General features: G+C 63.1%; 15 protein-coding genes. 4 read left to right on the forward strand and 11 right to left on the reverse strand.

The annotated features are described in order from the left end of the window. The first annotated feature begins 9 nt into the window (after nt 1-9). Nucleotides 10-564, forward strand: a complete 555-nt coding sequence (locus EKH55_RS08000; protein ID WP_151611300.1) for a hypothetical protein — start codon at nt 10-12, stop codon at nt 562-564. A gap of 168 nt (nt 565-732) precedes the next feature. On the opposite strand, the gene EKH55_RS08005 is transcribed toward EKH55_RS08000, so the two are convergent. From EKH55_RS08005 to folP, 4 genes are read right to left on the reverse strand one after another with little or no spacing between them, the layout of a single operon-like run. Next, nucleotides 733-1299 carry a dienelactone hydrolase family protein gene (locus EKH55_RS08005; protein ID WP_069458486.1) on the reverse strand — a complete coding sequence of 189 codons (567 nt, stop codon included), beginning with the start codon at nt 1297-1299 and terminating at the stop codon, nt 733-735. A gap of 24 nt (nt 1300-1323) precedes the next feature. After that, entirely contained in the window at nt 1324-1848 is a 525-nt protein-coding gene (gene folK / locus EKH55_RS08010) for a 2-amino-4-hydroxy-6-hydroxymethyldihydropteridine diphosphokinase (protein WP_069458485.1), read from the reverse strand. Beyond that, on the reverse strand, nt 1835-2206 hold the full coding sequence (gene folB, locus EKH55_RS08015; RefSeq protein WP_069458484.1) for a dihydroneopterin aldolase: 372 nt from the start codon (nt 2204-2206) through the stop codon (nt 1835-1837). The genes folK and folB overlap by 14 nt, the downstream gene beginning before the upstream one ends. Before the next feature lie 44 nt (nt 2207-2250). Next, the gene (gene folP, locus EKH55_RS08020) at nt 2251-3135 is read right to left on the reverse strand and encodes a dihydropteroate synthase (RefSeq protein ID WP_069458483.1); all 885 of its coding nucleotides are present in this window, start codon (nt 3133-3135) and stop codon (nt 2251-2253) included. A gap of 272 nt (nt 3136-3407) precedes the next feature. Between folP and EKH55_RS08025 the strand changes: the two genes are divergently transcribed. Continuing rightward, nucleotides 3408-4037, forward strand: coding sequence for a DUF922 domain-containing Zn-dependent protease (locus tag EKH55_RS08025; RefSeq protein ID WP_069458482.1), 630 nt, complete (start codon nt 3408-3410; stop codon nt 4035-4037). A 510-nt stretch (nt 4038-4547) separates the two neighbouring features. On the opposite strand, the gene EKH55_RS08030 is transcribed toward EKH55_RS08025, so the two are convergent. Then, nucleotides 4548-4868, reverse strand: a complete 321-nt coding sequence (locus EKH55_RS08030; RefSeq protein WP_069458481.1) for a 2Fe-2S iron-sulfur cluster-binding protein — start codon at nt 4866-4868, stop codon at nt 4548-4550. A 323-nt stretch (nt 4869-5191) separates the two neighbouring features. Continuing rightward, on the reverse strand, nt 5192-5560 hold the full coding sequence (locus EKH55_RS08035; protein ID WP_069458480.1) for an Hpt domain-containing protein: 369 nt from the start codon (nt 5558-5560) through the stop codon (nt 5192-5194). Nucleotides 5561-6086: 526 nt separating this feature from the next. Between EKH55_RS08035 and EKH55_RS08040 the strand changes: the two genes are divergently transcribed. After that, on the forward strand, nt 6087-12377 hold the full coding sequence (locus EKH55_RS08040; RefSeq protein ID WP_151611301.1) for an apolipoprotein A-IV repeat region-like domain-containing protein: 6291 nt from the start codon (nt 6087-6089) through the stop codon (nt 12375-12377). Between the two features lie 332 nt (nt 12378-12709). Continuing rightward, nucleotides 12710-13132, forward strand: coding sequence for a VOC family protein (locus tag EKH55_RS08045; protein ID WP_069458478.1), 423 nt, complete (start codon nt 12710-12712; stop codon nt 13130-13132). A gap of 203 nt (nt 13133-13335) precedes the next feature. Here the strand turns inward: EKH55_RS08045 and EKH55_RS08050 are convergent, their stop codons facing one another. The 5 genes from EKH55_RS08050 to EKH55_RS08070 all read right to left on the reverse strand — a co-directional run bounded on the left by EKH55_RS08050 (nt 13336) and on the right by EKH55_RS08070 (nt 20240). After that, nucleotides 13336-14208 (reverse strand): cytochrome c1, encoded by an 873-nt coding sequence (locus tag EKH55_RS08050; protein WP_151611302.1) that lies wholly within the window; start codon nt 14206-14208, stop codon nt 13336-13338. 32 nt (nt 14209-14240) lie between these two features. Continuing rightward, nucleotides 14241-15521, reverse strand: a complete 1281-nt coding sequence (locus EKH55_RS08055; protein WP_151611303.1) for a cytochrome b — start codon at nt 15519-15521, stop codon at nt 14241-14243. A gap of 14 nt (nt 15522-15535) precedes the next feature. Then, nucleotides 15536-16114: a ubiquinol-cytochrome c reductase iron-sulfur subunit gene (gene petA / locus EKH55_RS08060; RefSeq protein WP_069458475.1), complete on the reverse strand. Its 579-nt coding sequence runs from the start codon at nt 16112-16114 to the stop codon at nt 15536-15538. 297 nt (nt 16115-16411) lie between these two features. Next, nucleotides 16412-18277, reverse strand: coding sequence for an ABC transporter ATP-binding protein (locus tag EKH55_RS08065; RefSeq protein WP_069458474.1), 1866 nt, complete (start codon nt 18275-18277; stop codon nt 16412-16414). A 109-nt stretch (nt 18278-18386) separates the two neighbouring features. Further along, on the reverse strand, nt 18387-20240 hold the full coding sequence (locus tag EKH55_RS08070) for an ABC transporter ATP-binding protein (protein WP_151611304.1): 1854 nt from the start codon (nt 20238-20240) through the stop codon (nt 18387-18389). Between the last annotated feature and the right edge of the window lie 249 nt (nt 20241-20489).

Below are 20489 nucleotides of genomic sequence, written 5' to 3' on the forward strand. Positions count from 1 at the left end.
GGATCGTTTATGTTCTCGCGCCCCTCTTTGATCGTTCGCGGCGTTGCCGCCATTGCGCTTGCAGCGACCGCAGTCGGCGCGGCAACGCCGGCATTCTCCGGCACTCGCGACAAGGCCTTCTTCGAGAAGGTCGCCGGCCAGTGGAAGGGTCCGGGTGAGATCGTCGCCGGCAAATACAAGGGCACGAAATTCACTTGCGACCTGACCGGCGAACCGACCTCGGGTCCAATGGCCGGAATCAAGCTCGACGGCTTCTGCCGTGTCGGCGTCTTCAAGCAGCCCATGTCTGCGATGATCACGCAGAAGGGCGGCAGCTACACCGGCAGATTCCTCGATGGCGCCGACGGCAAAGGCCTGGACATCGTGTCCGGCAATGTCGCCAGGGACAAGGTCGTCGTCGGCATCAATCGCAAGAAGCTGAACGGCGCGATGATCGCCCGCCTGCAGGACGAAGAGACGATGAACATCACGATCTCCGTCAAGGTCGAGGAAACCATGGTGCCGGTGATCGGCGTCAGCCTCAACCGACAGATGGACAATATCGCCGTCGGCTCGATCGAATAAGGGCGCGCGCTCAGCACGCTGCAGCAGGTGCCGCCTTGTCCCGCCACGCCGCCCTTGCACTGCAAGTGATGGTGCGGCGGTCGTCGTCCCATCCGTACCTGGGTTCGCGGCATCAGCACAGAACACAAGCGAGAATGCCCCCGTCAGTCGCGATCGCCTGCGGCTATTTCATGCTAACCGATTTGCGGAATAACCCGAAGTATCCGCTCCTGGCTGGCGCAGGAAGTCCACTATCCTCGCAAGGCAAAGGTCTCGCGCTCTACTGTCCGCGCCGTAGAACTCGTGCTCGGCCCGCGGGATGATATATGCTTTCACGCCGGAACCGGCGGCCCATGCATCGGCGGGCCGGTTCGGATCATTCTCTCCGAAGACCGCCAGGACCGGCACGGGCGTTGCGGCGGAGCTCACGTGACGAAGCCGGGTCGAGGAAACGCAAATCAGCCGATCGAGCGAGAGCCCGTGAAGCGCGGCTTGCCACAGGACCATTCCGCCGGCACTGTAGCCAAGCGCCACATCCGCATCGTTCGCGAGGTCTACGAGGCGCTTGGCGGCCTTCACGAAGCCATCGCTTTCCACGAGATGCCGATGCAGGCTCTCTCCCGTGCAATCGGCGCCGAGCAGTTCCGGCAAGCCGATGGTGCGGATGACGCTTTGCTCCCGACCTGGCAAATGACGCGACAGGCAATCCGCCGCGCCGGGCTTGCCATGAATATCCGTCACCACCAGTACACGCATGTTCCACGTCCTTTCGGATGAACCTCAATCGTGCGAGCGCCACCAGGTCGCGCTATCGTCGGCGACCTCGATTCCTTGGACGTCGGCATCGGCGAGCCACTCTCTCACGGTCCGGCCCTGCACCTCGAGATCCGCCGCAAAGTCGGCAAGCGGCATCAGGACGAAGCCGCGTTCGGTCATGCGCGGGTGTGGCAGTTCCAGCGTGTCGCTTGTGGAACGTGCGCCCTCGAAGGTCAGGACGTCGATATCAATCGTGCGCGGGCCCCAGCGTTCCTTGCGGACCCTCTTCATCCGTCGCTCGATTTCGAGGCAGGTCTCCAGCAATGTTTCCGGATCGAGCGTCGTCTCGACTTCCGCGCAGGCGTTGAAAAACCAGTCCTGGTCCGTCTTGCCCCAGGGCGGCGTGCGGTAGAGCCGCGACACCGCGGTTATGCGGCAGTCCTGTCGCCGGTTGAGCGCCGTCAGGGCCTCCGCCATGGCCCCGCGCGGATCGCCGAGATTGCCGCCAAGACCGAGTGCTGCACGGCGCCAGACCTTATTCGGCGACATGCTCGACCGTGACCTCGACATAATCCAGAATGCCCGGAACCGGCGCATTCGGCTTGCGGATGGAGACCTTCGCCCGCCTGACCTGATTGAAGCGCGCACAGAGCGTTTTTGCGACCTCCAGCGCCAACGCCTCGATCAGGTAGCGCCTCCGCCCGGTGACGATCCGCTCGATCTCCGCAAAGGCGATGCCATAATGTACGGTGTCGTCGATGCAATCCTCCATCAGCGCAGTGCCCTGCTCCACTTCGAGCTCCGCATCGACGAAGAAGCGCTGTCCCAGGAACTCTTCCTCGTCGAGCACGCCATGGCGGGCGAAGAAGGCGCAGTTCTTCAGGGTGATCATGTAGGTTGCAGTCATGGCTTCATGTCCCGTCGGCTGGTCGTTTCCGCTGTTCTTGCGGCTTATAGCGGGACGCGGGCGGAAAACCGCGCGCACTTTTGCTCATCCCGCTCCAGCATAGCATCGGCGACCAACAGCGCATCCCTGTTGATTGCGACATCGTGTACCCGAAAAATCGCGGCGCCCGCGACCCGCAGAAGCGCGGTCGTTGCGGCGGTGCCGGCATCGCGGGCCTCCGGGTCCCGCCCCGTCACCGCGCCGATGAAGCGCTTGCGGGACGTTCCCACAAGGATCGGCAGCCCGAAGCGATGCAAGTCGCCAAAACGCGCCATCAGTTGCAGATTTTCCTCCGCGTCCTTGGCAAAGCCGAAGCCGGGATCAAGCACGATCTGCTCGCGCCGTATTCCTGCGCCGGCGGCAATCTCCAGGGACCGGTTCAGGAAGTGAAACTGATCCTCGATCACATCCGCCAATTTCTGGCGGTCGCGGCCCGTATGCATGATGCAAAGCCCCGCACCCGTTTCCGCCGCCACACCGGCGATCGCCGGTTCCCGCTGCAGGCCATGCACGTCATTGACGATGTGCGCGCCGGCCCCCACAGCAAGCCGGGCCGTCTCTGCGCGGTAGGTGTCGACGGAAATGATCGCATCGGACTGGCGCCCCAGGGAGGCGATGACCGGAAGGATACGCGCCTGCTCCTCTTCGGCGCTGACCGGTTCCGCATCCGGACGGGTCGATTCGCCGCCGATATCGAGGATCGCCGCCCCCTCCTCCACCGCTCTCAGCGCAGCGGTAACGGCGGCCTCGGCCTGCATGTGACGGCCGCCGTCAGAAAAGGAATCCGGCGTCACATTGATGATCGCCATCAAGACGCCTCGCCGTCCGAGCTCGAGAATGCGCCCATGCGCCAGCTTCCAATAGAAGCTCTGAAATGGATTATCGGTCATCTTCCGCGGTCCGTGGCTCCAACGACGTCAACACTTCTTCAAGCAGGCCGCAAGTCGAAAGCAGCACGCAGGTGACTTTGCAGGATCGAGATCGATCGACTTCCTGCATCTCTCCCTAAATCGGCCTGAATTCAAGAAAAGACATAGACCAAGCCCTATAGCGATCCGCATGGGTGACACGACGGAAGGCGCGTAGACAGGACCGATTTCTGTTGCACTCGCTCCGGCTATGCCCCAAGCTTGGTCGAAGTTCAATCAAAGAGTACCCATCCATGTCCCGAGCGCCCGTTTCGATGAAAGCCGCACTCGTTGCATTTTTCGTCGGCTTCCCGCTTGGCAGCGCCGTGGCTGAGACCGCGATCAGCAAGAGTATCTCTTATTTTTCGATCGGCGGACGCACGGCGGCAGAACTCGACAAGGCGCTCTCCGCCACCGGTCCCTTGATGACGAGTACCGGCTCGCGCCACCCGGGCGCGACGCGCATCAAGTTCGGCGGTACGGTAACCTATGTCAGCCGCAACGGCCGGTGCGCCGTCGGCTCGGCGCGCGTGACGCTCAACACGCGTATCATCTTGCCGCGCTGGAAACACCGCAGGCAGGCCAACCCCGATCTGGCGCTGGTATGGGATACTTTGGCCGCCGACATAAAGCGGCATGAGGAGCGCCATGCCGAGATCGCGCGCCTCCATGCGCGCCGGATGGAGAAGGCCTTGCTGACGCTCAGGCCGGAGGCCGATTGCGCACGGATGCAGGCCCGCGTTGCCGACGTCAGCGCCAAGGAAGTCGAGATCCATGACAAGGATCAGGCGCGCTTCGACCGCACCGAGGCCGCAAATTTCGACCGCCGGATGGTTCGGTTGCTGCAATATCGCCTGGAAAGGCTGAAAAAGGCCCAGGATTAGATCCTTTCTGCGGGTCATCCGGGATGGATGCCCGCCCCCTGTCGAACGGGGGTGGTCGGCCGCATCCACGCAATTTCAGACGCCGCAAACCCACAGTATTTTATTGGCGGAATCTAACGATAGCGACAGACTCGCGACTCAGCTATATTCACAACATGAAACGAGCGACAGAGCCAAAGCTCAAACGCTTGAGTAATTTAAGAAGTAGTTGCAAGTCGACAATAAGACTTCGCGCTTGAGTTTCGGCCTTGATTGATGCTTGGCGTCATTGCTTGGGAAGTTTGAAGAGAGTCCCTGGCGGTGAAGCAACGCAGGTTCTCCTGGCGTGTCTTGGTGCAGCAGATGTTCCCTCCCTCATCTGTCTGCGATGCGCCCCCCTTGCCTCGCTCGTCGACGCGACCAGCGAGGCATTTTTTTGCGGGTCATGAGGGAAATGTCGATAAGAAGCGGCTTCTTTTCAGACGCAATCAGACGCGCGGCGCTTTAGGCAGCTCATATTAGGGACAGGACCTAAGCCTGGCGCTCCGGCACATGAACGATCAGCCCATCCAGCGCTTCGCTCATCTTGATTTGACAGGACAGACGCGATGTCGGCCGCACGTCATAGGCAAAATCCAGCATGTCCTCCTCCATTGCTTCCGGAGCGCCGACCACCGCTGCCCAATCCTCGTCGACATAGACATGACAGGTGGCGCAGGCGCAGGCGCCGCCGCATTCGGCCTCGATACCCGGCACCGAATTGCGAACCGCATTCTCCATGACCGTGGTGCCGTTCTCGACATCGAGTTCATGGCGCGTGCCGTCAAAGACTACGATCGTAAGTTTTGTCATTTCTCGTTCCGGAATGAATGGTGGTGACCGGCCGCCAAGTGCTGTAGAGATCGCCGCGGCCCGAATTCGAGGCGTTTCTTTCCAACATATCGGGCGCCCAGTCAACACGGACCGGCGCGCGGCCTGCGACTGTCCCGCCCCTCTGCGTCGTCCGAGCTGCCCGCGCACCAAGTTATCCGAGGCACAACCCTTCGGAGAACGCCAGGACTACAGCGCCGCGCGTCTTATTAGACGCGCAAAGGTCGCTGTCGAACTTTGAATTTCTGCATGTCTTTGTCCTTTAATCGAGTTCGGCTAAAGGAGACATGCGGCAGGGCCAGGACCTAGCGACAAAGTTTCAAGATGAAAAGCTCGGTTTCGAGCACAGCGCGGCCAACCGCACCGCGCAGGCTTGTATCCGTCGGCTGTCCCTCGAGGGCGGCTGCGGCATCGGCGACGCGGGCCGCCCCCACCGCGAGCGCCGCGCCTTTCAGCCGGTGCGCAGCCTCGCGGCACACCTCCGCCTCTCCTCCGGCGATTTCGGCCATTGCCTGGCGCGCCTGGCGGGCAAAGAGCTGGAGGACTTCCATCTCAAGCCCCTTGTCCCCCATCGTTTGCCGCTCAATATGAGCGAAATCGATCGGCATACCTGCGATAGAAGCCGAACTTCCGGGATGATCCGGTGTGTCGAAAGCTATTTTGAGTGCCGCCATGGCCCAGTCCTCTTAATGTTTGTCGCATTGCGAGATATAAATACTGCATTGCGAGACCGCACCGTTTTCAGACAGGTATCGTCCGCGGGCGCCGCTGCCATCTGCTTAAAAGGCGGCGCAATCAGGGCAGGAATTTGGGGACATGGTTAACGGCCATTAAAGCGGCTGATTTCCTTGGCTTTTGGCGCCTCCGCCGCATCTTGTCGTTAACGAAACGTTAGGATTTTAGCGAATGCCGATTGCGCTTAATTGTAAGAAACTGGCTAATGTGTCACTACGATACGATTAGGAACATGCATGCATATGAAAATGGCAACTGTTCTGGTGGATAAGCTCAGCGCGCGGTGTCCCGATGCGATGCCAGCGGCTATTCCATCGAGGCGATGCAATCGGTGATCCGTCATGATACTGCGCAGATTGAGTGCGCATATCCTGTAGGCACCGCCCTGTTCAGGCTGTCTTGTGGCCCGACCGGCGGCGCCAAGCAGACGGCCATCAGCGGGCAAAAGTAGTGAGGCGTATCCCTATGGCGACGAAGAAGAGCAACGAGTCGATCGACGAGAAGGCCTTCCAGGCTCTGGAGGCGGCACTGAAGATCGACTTTGACGACCTGAAGTCGGCCTTGAACGACAAGAATTCCTTGGATGATCCGGAGGAAATGGTGTCCGAGCCCAGCAAAGCGGCAGCATCCGACCAGGCTCGTCCTGCAAGGGCACAGCAGGAGAGCCTCAAGACGGCGCGCGAGGCCGAGCCACCGCGCAGCCTCGCTCCGGAATCCGCGCCGAAGCAGCCGCCGCTTTCGCCTGCCAATGACGACACGCGCAGGTCGCCCGCTGCCTTGCTTCGTGCTTTCGAGGGGCGGACCAACCGTGCGGCGATCCGGGTTGCCGGCCTCATCTCAGCGGTTTGGGTCGTTGCCGGCCTGGGGATAGGCCATCTTCTCTATGCACCGCAGATCTGGCAGATCCGTTCGCTCGGCGATCTGGCGGCCACGCCGGGTGCAATCGGCCTCCTGCTCGGTCTCGCCCTGCCCGTCATGCTGTTCTTCTCCTTCGCGATCATGATTGCGCGCGCGCAGGAGCTGCGCAATGCAGCGCGGTCGATGGCAGAGGTCGCCCTGCGGCTCGCCGAGCCGGAAACCGCAGCTGCCGACCGCGTCATGACCGTCGGACAGGCGGTCCGCCGCGAAGTCTCGGCCATGAACGAAGGCATCGAGCGCACAATTGCCCGCGCGACCGAACTCGAAGCGCTTGTACACTCCGAAGTCAATGCGCTTGAGCGCAGCTACAGCGAGAACGAGTTGCGCGTTCGCACGCTCGTCCAGGAGCTCGGGCTGGAGCGCGAGGCGATCGTCGGTCATTCCGAGCGCATCCGCGCGGCGATTGCCGGCGCACACAACAAGCTGAAGGACGATCTCGAACTCGCCGGCGAAGACATCGCATCACGCATCGCGGTTTCCGGTGAAGCCTTCGCGTCGCTCATCGACACGCGTGCGGCAGCACTCACCGAGAAATCGGATCACGCGTTGCAGAGCCTCGACGCGATGCTGTCGAACCGTACCGACACGCTGCTCTCCGGCCTGAACAGCGCCGGCGAGACGCTCAACGGCGAGTTCGACGCCCGCCTCGATGCGCTCAGCGACACGTTGACGAAGCGCGGCGAGCAATTGCTCGGCCAGTTCGAGACCCGTGCCTCCACGCTCGACGCCAATACGGAAAAGCTCAATGCGGCCCTCAACGAGCGCGCCCGCCAGTTGAACGAGACTCTGATCGCGCGCACGCGCGATCTTAACGAAAGCCTCAGCGTCGGCCAGCAGGCGATCGCCGGCGGCCTCGACGAGGTGCTGACGTCGCTCAATGCAGCGCTCGACGAAAAGGGCGCGAGCTTCCGCCAGAGCCTGAAATCGAGCGCCGACGATGCGATCATGGATCTCGACCTCAGGGGCGGCTTCTTCGAAGAAAAGCTTCAGACGACCGTCGGACAGCTCGCCACCGCCTTCGACGAGCGTTTCCACGAGTTCGCGAGCGCGTTCGACAAGCGCGCAAGCATGCTCGACTCCAAGCTCATGGAAAGCCTGCACCGTATCAACGAAACCGTTTCGGGCGGCGCGGACGCGATCGGCAGCACCCTTGACGGCAGCATCGAAAAGATCGGCTCGGCGCTTTCGGATCAATCGCTGACGCTCGCGACGGCGCTCGGCGCGACCCAGGATTTCATCGAGGAAACGATCGGCAACCGCACCTCGGAACTCAGCAATCTCATCGGCGACGCCCACAGCCGCATCGACGGCGTGCTTTCGGAAAAGACCGGTTCGCTCATGGGGGCGCTGAAGGAGGCGCAGGAACGCATCGAGGGCGGCTTCGGCCAGCGCGCGGACGCGCTCGCCAATGCCCTGACAACCAGCGAACAGCGCCTTACACAAGGCCTCGACTCGCGGACTTCCGCGTTCATCGACGGCCTGCAGTCGGCCCATGCGCGCATCGAACAGACGCTCACCGGATCCACCGACGAGATCACCAGTGCGATCGCGGCAAGTCAGCATCGGCTGGATAGTACGCTGTCCGAGCGCACGGCTGCGCTTTCGACTGCCCTCGCCACCGGCACCAGCACGATCGAGGGTGCCGTGAACAATACGGCCGACCGACTCGAGCGCGTCCTCTCCGAGCGCGGTCAGGCGATCTTCGAAACGCTCACCAGCCAGACGAGCGCGCTTGAAGGCGCGCTGTCCGATCAAAGCCAGGCAATCGCCGAAACGCTCTCCAGCAAGGCGGCAGCCCTCGACGGGGTTCTGTCCGAGCGCAGCCAGGCGATCACCGACACGCTCACCAGCCAGACGGCGGCCCTCGAGGGCGTGCTGGCCGAGCGGAGCAAGGCGATCAATGAGACGCTCGCCGGCCGGACGGCCGCCCTTGACGGGGTCATGTCCGAGCGCAGCCGGGCAATCACCGACACGCTCACCACCCAGACGGCCGCTCTTGACGGGGTCCTGTCCGAGCGCAGCCAGGCGATCACCGAGACGCTGGCCAACCAAACCACGGCGCTCGACGGCGTGCTCTCCGAGCGCGCGGCCCAGATCAGTTCAACCATGTCGACCCGCGCCAACGAGATGGCGGACACGCTCAGCCGCCATGCCGAGGACGTGGCCGACAACCTGACCTTCCGGGCGATGGCGGTGGCCGAAACCATGACCGACCGGGTCGGCGAGATCGAAAACAAGCTTTCGCAGAGCGTCTCGGAGGTCGCCGAGAACCTCGGTGGCCGCGTCAGCCAGATCGCCGACACGCTCACCGACACCAGCGCCCGCATCGCCGAGGACCTGAGCAGCCGGGTCGGCAAGATTTCCGATGCGCTGACAGGCACGAGCGCGGAGATTGCCGAGGCGCTCACCGCCCGCACCTCGGAAGCGACTTCATCGCTCGCCGGCAAGGCGGCGGAAATCGAGCAGACGCTCTCCGGAAAGGCCGAGCATTTGCGGGACACCCTGTCTGCGACCCATAACCAGATCCGCTCGACGCTCGACGACCGGATCAATGCAATCAACCTCGCCGTGGGCCAGGGCCGGGAGCAATTGGAAGAGCTCCTGTCTGACCAGTCCATGGCGGTGGCGACGACGCTCGCGACCAGTGCCAGCATGCTCGAAATGACCCTGGAGGAGCGCCAGGCCGCACTCGCCGGCGCCATAGACCGCAGCACCGAGGCGCTCGACGCCCGCATGCGCTCCACGACCGGCACCATTGCGGAACGCCTCTCGGAAACGGCGGACCAGATCAGCCTCGCGGCGGACTCGCTTACCCATCGCGTCGATATCTCGATCAACGGCATCAATAGTCGGCTCGACGATACCGGCGCCCGCATCGAGACGAGCCTCGGCTCGCTCGAAGACCGGGTGCGCGACAGCGTTACCACCGTCACCACCCTCGTCGATGACAGCGGCAGCCGTATCGAAACGACAATCGGCGCCCTTGAGGAGCGTATCCGCGGCAGTGTCGGCAGCGTCAACGCCGTCGTCGACGATACCGGCGCCCGCATCGAAACGAGCCTCGACTCGCTCGAAGGACGGATTCGCGACAGCGTCGGAAACGTCAACTCGATCGTCGATAGTGCCGGCCAGCGTCTTGCCGAGAGTCTTGGCGAACGGGCGGGCGAAATCGACCGGATCACCGAAACCGCCGCAACCCGCATCTCCTCCGCCCTCGAGGCAGGCGCCGGTCGCATCGAGGAGCGCCTCGGCACTATGGATCGTGCCCTCAACATCGGCCTCGAGAACGTCAACCGGACGCTCGAAGGCAAGGCGGCAGCGCTCGTCACCAGCCTGCGCGGCGCCGTCGGCGATGCCACTCATGAGATCGATGCAGAGGCTGCGCGATCGGCCGAGATCCTGTCCAAGACGGGCTCGGAGTTCGCCAGTGCGCTTGCCGCCCGAAATGCGGAATTCGCCGCCTCGCTCGAACAAGCCACTTCGGCCACGGCCGCCCGCCAGGCGGATCTCGCCCGCTCGGTCGCCGATGCCGCCGACACGGCTACGGCTCGGCTGGCTACGACGCACAGCCAGATCGCCAACCACGCCCAAAACATCCAGCAGAGCCTGACCGACGCAGAAAAGGCTCTCGAAACGCGCAGCCAGTCGATCCGCGGCGCACTCGATGAAAGCACCCGCGAGCTCAACTCGATGCTGGCCGGCCGCTCGCTCGAACTTTCCCGCCTGATCGACGAGAAGGCGCGACCGGTGATCGACCAATATGCCGCCACGGGCAAGGAAGCCGCCGAAGCCATTGCCGCCCTCACCCAGGAGAGCGCCGATCGGCTGCGTGCCGAAAGCGCATCCCTCGTCAACGCCATCACAGAGCGGACCAGTGAAACCCTGGATGCCATCTCGCTGCGCGCCGACGAGACCGCCCAGGCGATGAAGATGGTCGAAAACCGCCTGCAGTCGACGGCGATGGGGCTTATCGACCGGCTCGCGGCGAACAATTCCGCGATCACATCGGTCATCGAACAGGCCAGCAACAATCTCGGGGAAATGGATCAGCGCCTGGAGGCGACCGCCGCAAAGTTCTCCGAATCCACCCGACAGGCCTCCGACATGCTGTCCACCTCGACGCGCCTTATAGAAGGCAAGGTCGACAAGCTGTCCGACATTTCCTCCTCCACGCTCTCGCAGGTCGCCGGCATCGTCGGCCGTTTTGACGATCATTCGAAAGTGCTCGGACAGGCATCCGAGCTCTTGTCCGCCGCCCAATCGAACCTCGTCAGCACGCTCGAGGAGCGGCAGGATGCGCTGCGCACGCTGTCGGTCGGCCTCGTCCAACGCTCGGAAGAAATCGAACGGACGATGCGCGCGCTCGAGGGCTTCGTCGACGGCGCATTCCAGCGGGCCGAAGAGCGCTCCGGACAGGTTGCCGGCAATCTTCGCAGCGGCATTCAGTCCTCCTTTACCGATGTCGGCCGACTGCTGTCGACCACCGAGCAGCGGGCGGCCGAGGCGGCGGAGGCCATGCGCAGCGCGCTCGCACAGGCCGGCGATGATGCGGCCGCTTCGGTGCAGGACGTCTTCTCGCGCGCCGAGGAACGTTCGCGGGAGATCGCCAATACATTGCGCTCCGGCGTCGAAGGTTCGCTTGCCGACGTCAACAGGACATTGTCGCAGGTGGAAGGCCGGGCGCTCAGCGCCTCCGACAGCCTGCGCCAGGCGATCGGCAAGGCGGGCGAAGAAGCCGGTCAGGCACTCGAAGGCGCCTTCGCCAGCGCGGAAGAGCGGGCAAAGGACGTCACCTTGCGGCTGCGCGACGGCGTCGGCGCCTCCGTCGCCGACATCGAGCGGATGCTCGCAGAGAGCGGCAAGAAGTCCGATGGCGTGGCAACTCAGTTGCGCGAGGCCGTGCGCCAGGCGATCGACGATGCGATCAATCGCTTCAGCGGCGCCACCGACGACATCCGCCGTTCCGCCGGCGAGATCCGCAAGGAACTCGACATGACCCGCCAGGAGCTGAAGCGCGGCGCCTTCGACCTGCCGGAAGAGGCCAAGGAGAACGCCGCGCTCATGCGTCGTGCGGTCGGCGAGCAGATCAAGGCGCTGCAGGAACTGTCGGACATCATCGGCAAGTCCTCGACGCAACTCGAAGTTGCTCAGCCGAAGGCCGTACCCGCGCCCGTCCCTGCCCCCGCTCCCGTGTCGCAGGCGGCGGTGGCCCTGCCGGCAGCCATGCCGCAACAGGCGGCCTCGCCGCAACCGTCCGTGGTGCATCAGCCGGTCCCGGGTGGTGCGTTGCGCGGGAGCCTCGGTCTTGAACAGGCGACACGGCCGCTGCAGCCTGCCCGTACGCCGGCTGTCGAGGAACGCACCGAGGAAGGCGGCGGCTGGATGCGCGATCTGCTTCGCGCCGCCTCCCGCGAGGAAGAGCCGCAGCCTGCACGCCCGCGCCCGCCAGAAAGCCAGCCGGTGGCGCGTGCCGGTGACAATCGCAACCCCCGTCACGTGGTCGAATCGCTGAACTCGCTCTCGGTCGACATTGCGCGGGCGATCGACCATGACGCTTCAGTCGAACTGTGGCGGCGCTATCAGCGTGGCGAGCGCGACGTCTTTACCCGGCGTCTCTACACGCTGAAGGGCCAGCAGACGTTCGACGAGATCAAACGCAAATACGACCGCGAGCCCGAGTTCCGCACCGCGGTGGACCGCTACATTGCCGACTTCGAGAAGCTGCTCTCCGATGTGGCGCGCAACGATCCCGACAAGCGCATTACGCAGACCTATCTGACCTCGGATACCGGCAAGGTCTACACCATGCTCGCCCACGCCGCCGGCCGCTTCAACTGACGGCAGGCGGAACCGCTGGCGCCAAGGACAAAACGGCCCTGCCGCAAGACAGGGCCGTTGACTTTTTTTGCGGCTGTGCACCGGTGCCAACGGAAGTGCGATCACTGTAGGCTTTTCGAATTCCGGCTTGGCGAAATTCTGTTCCGATTATCGGGACGATGCGCCACCTGCACGCGTTATCAGGCGCGCAAAGGACGCTGTGGCATTTCGATGCTGTCGTCACCCCAATCCAACTGCTGAAATGGCAGGGCTTTCGCGGTAATCTGTTCGCCATGGCGTCGTGACGCCACGCCCCGTGGCGCCGGGCGCGGATAAGCGCACGGGAGGTCGAAATGAGACCGCGACTGAAAGTCCTGACCTTGGCGGTGGATGACCTGGAGAGCTCCCTCGCCTTTTATCGAGACGGGATGGGCCTGCCGACGAAGGGGATCGTCGGGCAGCAATTCGAGGATGGAGCCGTCGTCTTCATCCATTTGAACGACGACCTGATCCTGGCGCTTTATCCTGCGCCGTCGCTCGCCAAGGATGCGAAGATAGAGGTAACGCAGCGGCGACTCGGCGCCGTTTCGCTCGGACACATCGTCAACTCGAAAGAGGAGGTCGATGCGATCATGAGGCAGGCCGCAGGCGCCGGCGCGGTTATCACGGATCCGGCGTGCCAGCGCTTCTGGGGCGGCTATTCCGGCTATTTCCATGACCCGAATGGCCATCTCTGGGAGATTGCCTGGAACCCGCAATGGACTGTTCCCGATTGACAGGCTTACGGCGCGCCCCGCGTTCTTCAGGACGCATGGCGCGGCAACGCCTTGAATCTACCCATCGTGCCTTCCGAACTGATATTCGGCAGAACGAGTCTGCCCGTACCATGCCGGATGCGCCTGGGCACACGTTCCAACAAAGAAGCCCCGGCATAAACCGGGGCCCGTCGCTCAATCGTCCGGTTTTCCCGGTGGTTCGATTAATGGTCCTTGTTCGCGTAGACCGACTTCTTCGTCAGATAGATGAGGCCGGTGAAGATGAGCAGGAACACCATGACCATGAAGCCGGTGCGCTTGCGATCCTCGAGATGCGGCTCGGCGGCCCACATCAGGAAGGCCGAAACGTCGCGGGCGTATTGATCCACCGTCTGCGGCGCGCCGTCGTCATAGGTGACCTGGTCATCGGAAAGTGGCGGCGCCATCGCCAAAGCCGCGGCGCTGGCGAAATACGGGTTGTAATGGGTGCCCTCTGCGACCTCGACGCCCGCCGGCGGATCCTGATAGCCGGTCAGCAGCGCGTGGATGTAGTCCGGACCGCCTTCCTGATAGGGCCAGAACATGTCGAAGACGAACTGCGGGAAGCCGCGCTCGATGCCGCGCGCCTTTGCGATCAGCGAGAAGTCCGGCGGAGCCGCACCGTTGTTCGCCGCCGCAGCCGCTTCCTTGTTCGGGAACGGTGACGGGAAGTAATCCGACGGAATGGCCTTGCGCGTGAACATCTCGCCGTCCGCGTTCGGGCCATCCTCCACTTCATAGTTCGCCGCAAAGGCTTTCACCTGAGCATCGGAATAGCCGAGGTCCTCCAACGTGCGGAAGGGCACCAGGGTCATCGAATGGCAGGCCGAACAGACTTCGGTATAGACCTTCAGACCGCGCTGCAGCTGGCCCTTGTCGTAGTGGCCGAACAGGCCGGCAAAGGTCCAATCCTCCTGCTTAGGCTTGTGGATTGGATAATGCGGCGTGCCGCCTTCTGCGTGACCTTCGCCGCCGGCGTCGTCCTGCGCGATGGCCGCTCCGAGCCCGAGACCGGCGACGACAGCGAGTGACAGAATGCCTGTAACAAGCTTTTTCATTGTTGTGAGTTCCTTATCAATCGCTGTTCCGGTCAGGCGTGCGCGGTCTTCGGCTGCGCCTTCGCATTCTGCTTCTCAAGCACCGCCTCCGTGATGGAATTCGGAATGCGCTTCGGCGTCTCGATCAGGCCGAGGACCGGCATGACGACGAGGAAGAAGCCGAAATAATACAGCGTGCCGAGCTGCGACATCAGGACGTAGACGCCTTCCGCCGGACGCGAACCGAGCCAGCCGAGCATGATGGCGTCGGCGACGAAGATCCAGAAGAACAGCTTGTACCACGGGCGGTAGACGGCCGAACGGACCTTCGAGGTATCGAGCCAGGGCAGGAAGAACAGGACGAGGATAGAGCCGAACATCACCAGAACGCCGCCGAGCTTGGAGTCGATCGGGCCGATGTTGAAGGTGATGGCGCGCAGCATCGCGTAGAACGGCAGGTAATACCATTCCGGAACGATGTGGGCCGGGGTCTTCAGCGCGTCAGCCGGGATGTAGTTGTCCGGGTGGCCGAGGAAGTTCGGCATGTAGAAGACGAACCAGGCATAGACGATCAGGAAGATGGAAACGCCGAGCGCATCCTTCAGCGTCGCATAGGGCGTGAAGGGCACGGTATCGGTCTTCGACTTGACCTCGACTCCCGTCGGGTTCGTCTGACCTGTGACGTGCAGCGCCCAGATGTGCAGGACGACGACGCCGGCGATCATGAAGGGCAGCAGATAGTGCAGCGAGAAGAAGCGGTTCAGCGTCGGCTGGTCGACGGCGAAGCCCCCAAGCAGGAACTGCTGGATCCATTCGCCGACCAGCGGGAAGGCCGAGAAGAAGCCGGTGATAACCGTCGCCCCCCAGAACGACATCTGCCCCCAGGGCAGCACGTAACCCATGAAGCCCGTCGCCATCATCAGGAGATAGATCACGACGCCGAGAATCCAGAGGATCTCGCGCGGCGCCTTGTAGGAGCCGTAATAGAGGCCGCGGGCGATATGCAGATAGACCGCGATGAAGAAGAAGGACGCTCCATTGGCGTGCAGGTAGCGCAACAGCCAGCCTTGGTTGACGTCGCGCATGATCTTTTCGACCGAATTGAAGGCGACGCTCGTCTCGGCGGCATAGTGCATGGCCAGCACGATGCCGGTCAGGATCTGCACGATCAGCATCACCGACAGCATGGCGCCGAACGTGTAAGCATAGTTGAGATTGCGCGGCACCGGATAGGAGACGAAAGAGTCGTGGATCAGACGCGGCAGCGGAAGACGGGAATCAACCCACTTCTCGATGCCCGTCGTTGGCGTGTAGGTTGAATGATCAGCACTCATTATCAGTAGTCCCCTCAACCGATCTTGATAACTGTGTCGGAAACGAACGTGAAGGTCGGCACGGGGAGGTTCTCCGGTGCGGGGCCCTTCCGGATGCGGCCGGCCGTATCGTAGTGCGAGCCGTGGCAGGGACAGAACCAGCCGCCGAAGTCGCCGGCCTGGCCAAGCGGCACGCAACCGAGATGGGTGCAGGAGCCGATCATCACGATCCAGTTTTCCTTGCCTTCGCCGGCGGAGCGATCGAGGTCGGTCGCCTCGGAATCCGCCGGGAGGTTGGCGTTACGAGCAGCCGGGTCCTTGAGCTCGTCAAGCGGCACGGCTTTGGCTTCCTCGACTTCCTTGTCGGTGCGGTTGCGGATGAAGACCGGCTTTCCGCGCCACTTGGCCGTCAGCGACATGCCGGGCTGCAGGCTCGAGACGTCGACTTCGATTGAAGCGAGCGCGAGCGTCGATGCGTCCGGACGCATCTGGTCGATGAACGGCCAGGCGGCGGCCGTGGCGCCGACGACGCCGGCCATGCCCGTGGCCAGGTACAGGAAGTCGCGGCGAGTGGGCTCGCCCAAGGTCTCGCTTGAAGTGTCGTGTTCGCTCACGGCTAAACCATCCTCTCACGCAAATGTTGCGGACACCGCATTCCCCCGTCCCCGAGTCACGGAACCGCGCCCTGTCTCATATACCGGCACCCTGTCCGGCTCGCAGTTGCAAGCCTCGGATCGGATGGCGGAATCCGGAGAATCCGGCACACGGATTCCCCGGCAATCCGGCGCGTTCTATGCTCGATCGCCGACTATGTCCAGCCTTCATGAGGCAGGGTGGGCAGATTGTCGCGGGGAAAAATGCGGGCAATCAGCGCAAGGGCTTGGCGTGCTATTCGACTGCATCGCGGGCCGCTATTCGGCGGCCTCTTCCTGCGCGATGAAGCCGCCCGATTGACGGGCCCAAAGCTCGGCATAAAGGCCGCCGCGGGCGATCAGTTCGGCATGGGTCCCATCTTCTATGATGCGCCCCCGGTCCATCACTACCAAGCGGTCGAGAGCCGCGATCGTCGACAACCTATGCGCGATAGCGAGCACGGTCTTGCCATGCATCAGGCGCTCGAGATTCGACTGGATGGCCGCCTCCACTTCCGAGTCGAGCGCCGAAGTCGCCTCGTCGAGAACGAGAATGGGCGCATCCTTGAGCATGACGCGGGCGATGGCGATCCGCTGCCGCTGCCCGCCGGAGAGCTTCACGCCCCTCTCCCCGACATGCGCATCGAACCCCTTGCGGCCGCGCTGGTCCTGAAGGCTGGCGATGAACTCAAGGGCCTCGGCCCGGCGCGACGCCTCGACCAGGTCTTCTTCCGAGGCGCCGGGGCGGCCGAAGAGGATGTTGTCGCGTATCGAGCGATGGAGCAGCGACGTATCCTGGCTGACCATCCCGATCTGCCCGCGCAAGGATTCCTGCCGGACCGCCGCAATGTCCTGCCCGTCGATGAGGATGCGGCCGCCCTCGAGGTCGTAGAAGCGCAGCAGCAGATTGACGAGCGTCGACTTGCCGGCGCCCGAGCGCCCGACAATCCCGACTTTCTCGCCGGGGCGGATGGTGAGGGAAAAATCATCGATGACGCCGCCGCCCTTGCCATAGTGGAACCGGACGCGCTCGAAGCGGATTTCGGGCCGGCTGACGTCGAGGTCTGGCGCTCCCGGCCGGTCGACGAGGCCGATCGGCTGCGAGACGAGCTCGGCCGAATTCTGCATCGTGCCGATGTTGCGCATGATCGCATTGAACTGCCCCATCATCCGGCCGAGCAGCATGTTGAGCCGCAGCACGAGCGCCAGGGTGAAGGCGACCGCGCCGGAACTCACGGAGCCGGCGAGCCACAGATCGATGGAGTAGACGGCGATCGCCGTGATCATCAGCCCCGAAAGCAGCGCCTGCGACGCCCGGACGCCCGTCAACAGGCGCGTAAACGGGATCACCGCTCCCTGGTAGCGATCGAAGCCGGCGCGGATATAGCGATCATTCTCCTCGTCGCTGCCAAACAGCTTCAGCGTTTGCATGTTGGAATAGGCATCGACCATGCGGCCGTTGAGCATCGATGCCATCTCGGCGGTATTGCGGGCGTGCCGGCGGACCCGCGGGACGAAATAGCGGGCGAGCGCCAGGAAAACGAGGATCCAGAACGCCACCATCGCCGCCAGGCGCCAATCGAGCTGGGCGATGAGGGCCATGGTGGAGGCAGTGTAGATGACGATGAACCAGACGACCTGCAGCAGCGAAACGATGAGGTCGCTCGTCGCCTGCGCGCCGGTCCACACCTTGGTGACGATGCGCCCGGAAAATTCATTCTGGAAGAAGCCCAGCGACTGTCGGGCCACATGCACGTAGGACTGCCAGCGCACGAGGTTGAGAAAGCCGGTGATGATCGACTGCTCTTCGACGAGCGCGGCGAGCGAAACGGCGACGAAGCGGAAGACCAGCACCGTCAGCAGCATGAAGATCAGTTCCGGACCGTTGGCGGCGATCAATCCGCTCCAGCCATCCTCCGGCCGGACGGTGTCGAGCACGTCGACGAGACGGCCCACGAAATAGAAGAGCCCGGCTTCGAGCATCGCCACCAGGCCGCCGAGCGCCGCCATGGCACAGAAGGGCCCCTTTGCCTGGCTCGCATAGAACCAGGCAAACCCCCACAGCGAATGTGGCGGCTGGAGGCGCTCCCGCGGCGCGAAGGGACGGATCCAGTTCTCGAAGATGGCGACGATGGAACGCAGCATTGTTCTGATAATAGGTGGCTGGAGTCGGACGGCAATCGCTTTCCGCCGTCCCCCCGATTACAAATGCGTAAGCTTCAAACACCGCGTGAGCCCCGCAAGAAGCAGCGGATCATTCCGCCGCCTCCTCCTTCCCGACATCGTCGGCGATGAAGCCGCCCGATTGGCGCGACCAGAGATCGGCGTAAAGCCCTCTCTTGGCTATCAGTTCGGCATGTGATCCCGTCTCCACGATCCGGCCGGCCTCCAGGATCACGAGCCGGTCCATCTCCGTCAGCGTCGAAAGCCGGTGCGCGATCGCGATCACCGTCTTGCCGGACATCAGCGCGAAGAGGTTCTCCTGGATCGCCGCCTCCACTTCCGAATCGAGCGCCGAAGTTGCCTCGTCGAGGATCAGGATCGGCGCATCTTTCAGAAAGACGCGCGCAATGGCGATCCGCTGGCGCTGACCGCCGGAAAGCTTCACGCCGCGTTCGCCGACCTGTGCGTCGAGACCCTTCCGTCCCTGGTTGTCTTCGAGCGCCTGGATGAACTCCCAGGCATTCGCCTTCTTCGCGGCAGCGATGATCTGAGCGTCGTCTACCTCCCGATGCCCGTAGGCGATGTTGTCGCGAATGGAGCGATGAAGCAGGGATGTGTCCTGCGTCACCACGCCGATCTGCGAGCGAAGGCTATCCTGTGTCACGAGCGAGATGTCCCTGCCGTCGATCCGGATCACCCCCTCCTCCAGGTCGTAGAAGCGCAAGAGCAGGTTCATCAGCGTCGTCTTGCCGGCGCCGGACCGGCCGACAAGGCCGATCTTCTCGCCAGGCCGGATGTCGAGCGACAACCGGTCGATGACGCCTTTCGCCTTGCCGTAATGGAAGCGGACGTTCTCGAAGCCGATCGCTCCCTTCTCCGCCTTGAGCACGCCCGCATCCGGCCTGTCGACGATGTCGTGCGCCTTGGTCATCATGCCCATGCCGTCATAGACCGTGCCGATATTCTCGAACAGCGTCGAGACCTCCCACATGATCCACTGCGACATGCCGTTGATGCGCATGGCAAGACCGATCGCCACCGCGATCGCGCCGACGGAGATCGCGCTTGTCAGCCACAGGTAGATGCCAAGCGCACCGACCGCAAAGAGCGCAACGCAATTGTTCGTGTAGACGCAGATATGGAACAGCGTCACCTTGCGCATCTGCCGATGGACGGTGTCGAGAAACTCCTCCATGCCGGCACGCGCGTAGATCTCCTCACGCCCCGCATGCGAGAACAGCTTCACCGTGCCGATATTGGTGTAGCTGTCGACGATGCGCCCCGTCATCATCGAACGCGCATCCGCCTGTTGCTTGGAGATCTTCTGCAGCCGCGGCACGAAATGGCTGACGATCGCGACATAGATGACCAGCCAGATCGCGAGCGGTGCGACGAGCCGCCAGTCCGCCGCCGCGACCACGATCAGCATCGTCGTGAAATAGCTCACCACGTAGACGAAGACGTCGAGGAGCTTCATCACCGTTTCGCGGACCGCAAGCGACGTCTGCATCACCTTCGTGGCGACGCGCCCGGCAAACTCGTTGGAGAAGAAGGTCATGCTCTGCCGGAGCAGATAACGGTGCATCTGCCAGCGCGCGATCATCGGATAATTGCCGAGCAGAACCTGATGCATGACCAACGAGTCGAGCGCGACCAGCACGGGCAGGCCGATCAGGACCAGCGCGCCCATCCATGCCAGCCTACCGCCCTCGACCGCGAGAAAGCCCTCCCGATCCGCGTTGGACAGCCAATCGACGATATTGCCCAGAAACTGGAACAGCGCCACCTCGCCGACGGCGATCAGCATCGTGCAAACGGCCATGACGAGAAGCCATGGCATCGCGGACTTGCTGTAGTGCCAGCAGAAGGCGAAGAGACCCTTCGGCGGAAGCGCCGGCTCTTCCGGCGGATAAGGATTAAGGCGGGATTCAAACCAGCCGAACATCTGTGAAGCTCCTTCAGGGATTTTGAAGGAAGGCGGGTGTCCCCGCTTTCATTGGCTTTGGATAGGCAGTCCGGAAACGCTGCAAACGCGCTGAAGCCTCCGGAGAACCGGGCCACGCGTCATTCGATCGGCAGAAGGAAAAGGCGCGGAACCGGTCAGGCCAGAAAAGGCCCGGCCACACGTGGGAGGCGTGTCAACATCAGAATTGTCATGCATGCCTCCGTCGGTTCGCGTTGAAGATGAAAGACC

It is taken from the genome of Sinorhizobium alkalisoli, assembly GCF_008932245.1.
Lineage (GTDB): Bacteria > Pseudomonadota > Alphaproteobacteria > Rhizobiales > Rhizobiaceae > Sinorhizobium > Sinorhizobium alkalisoli.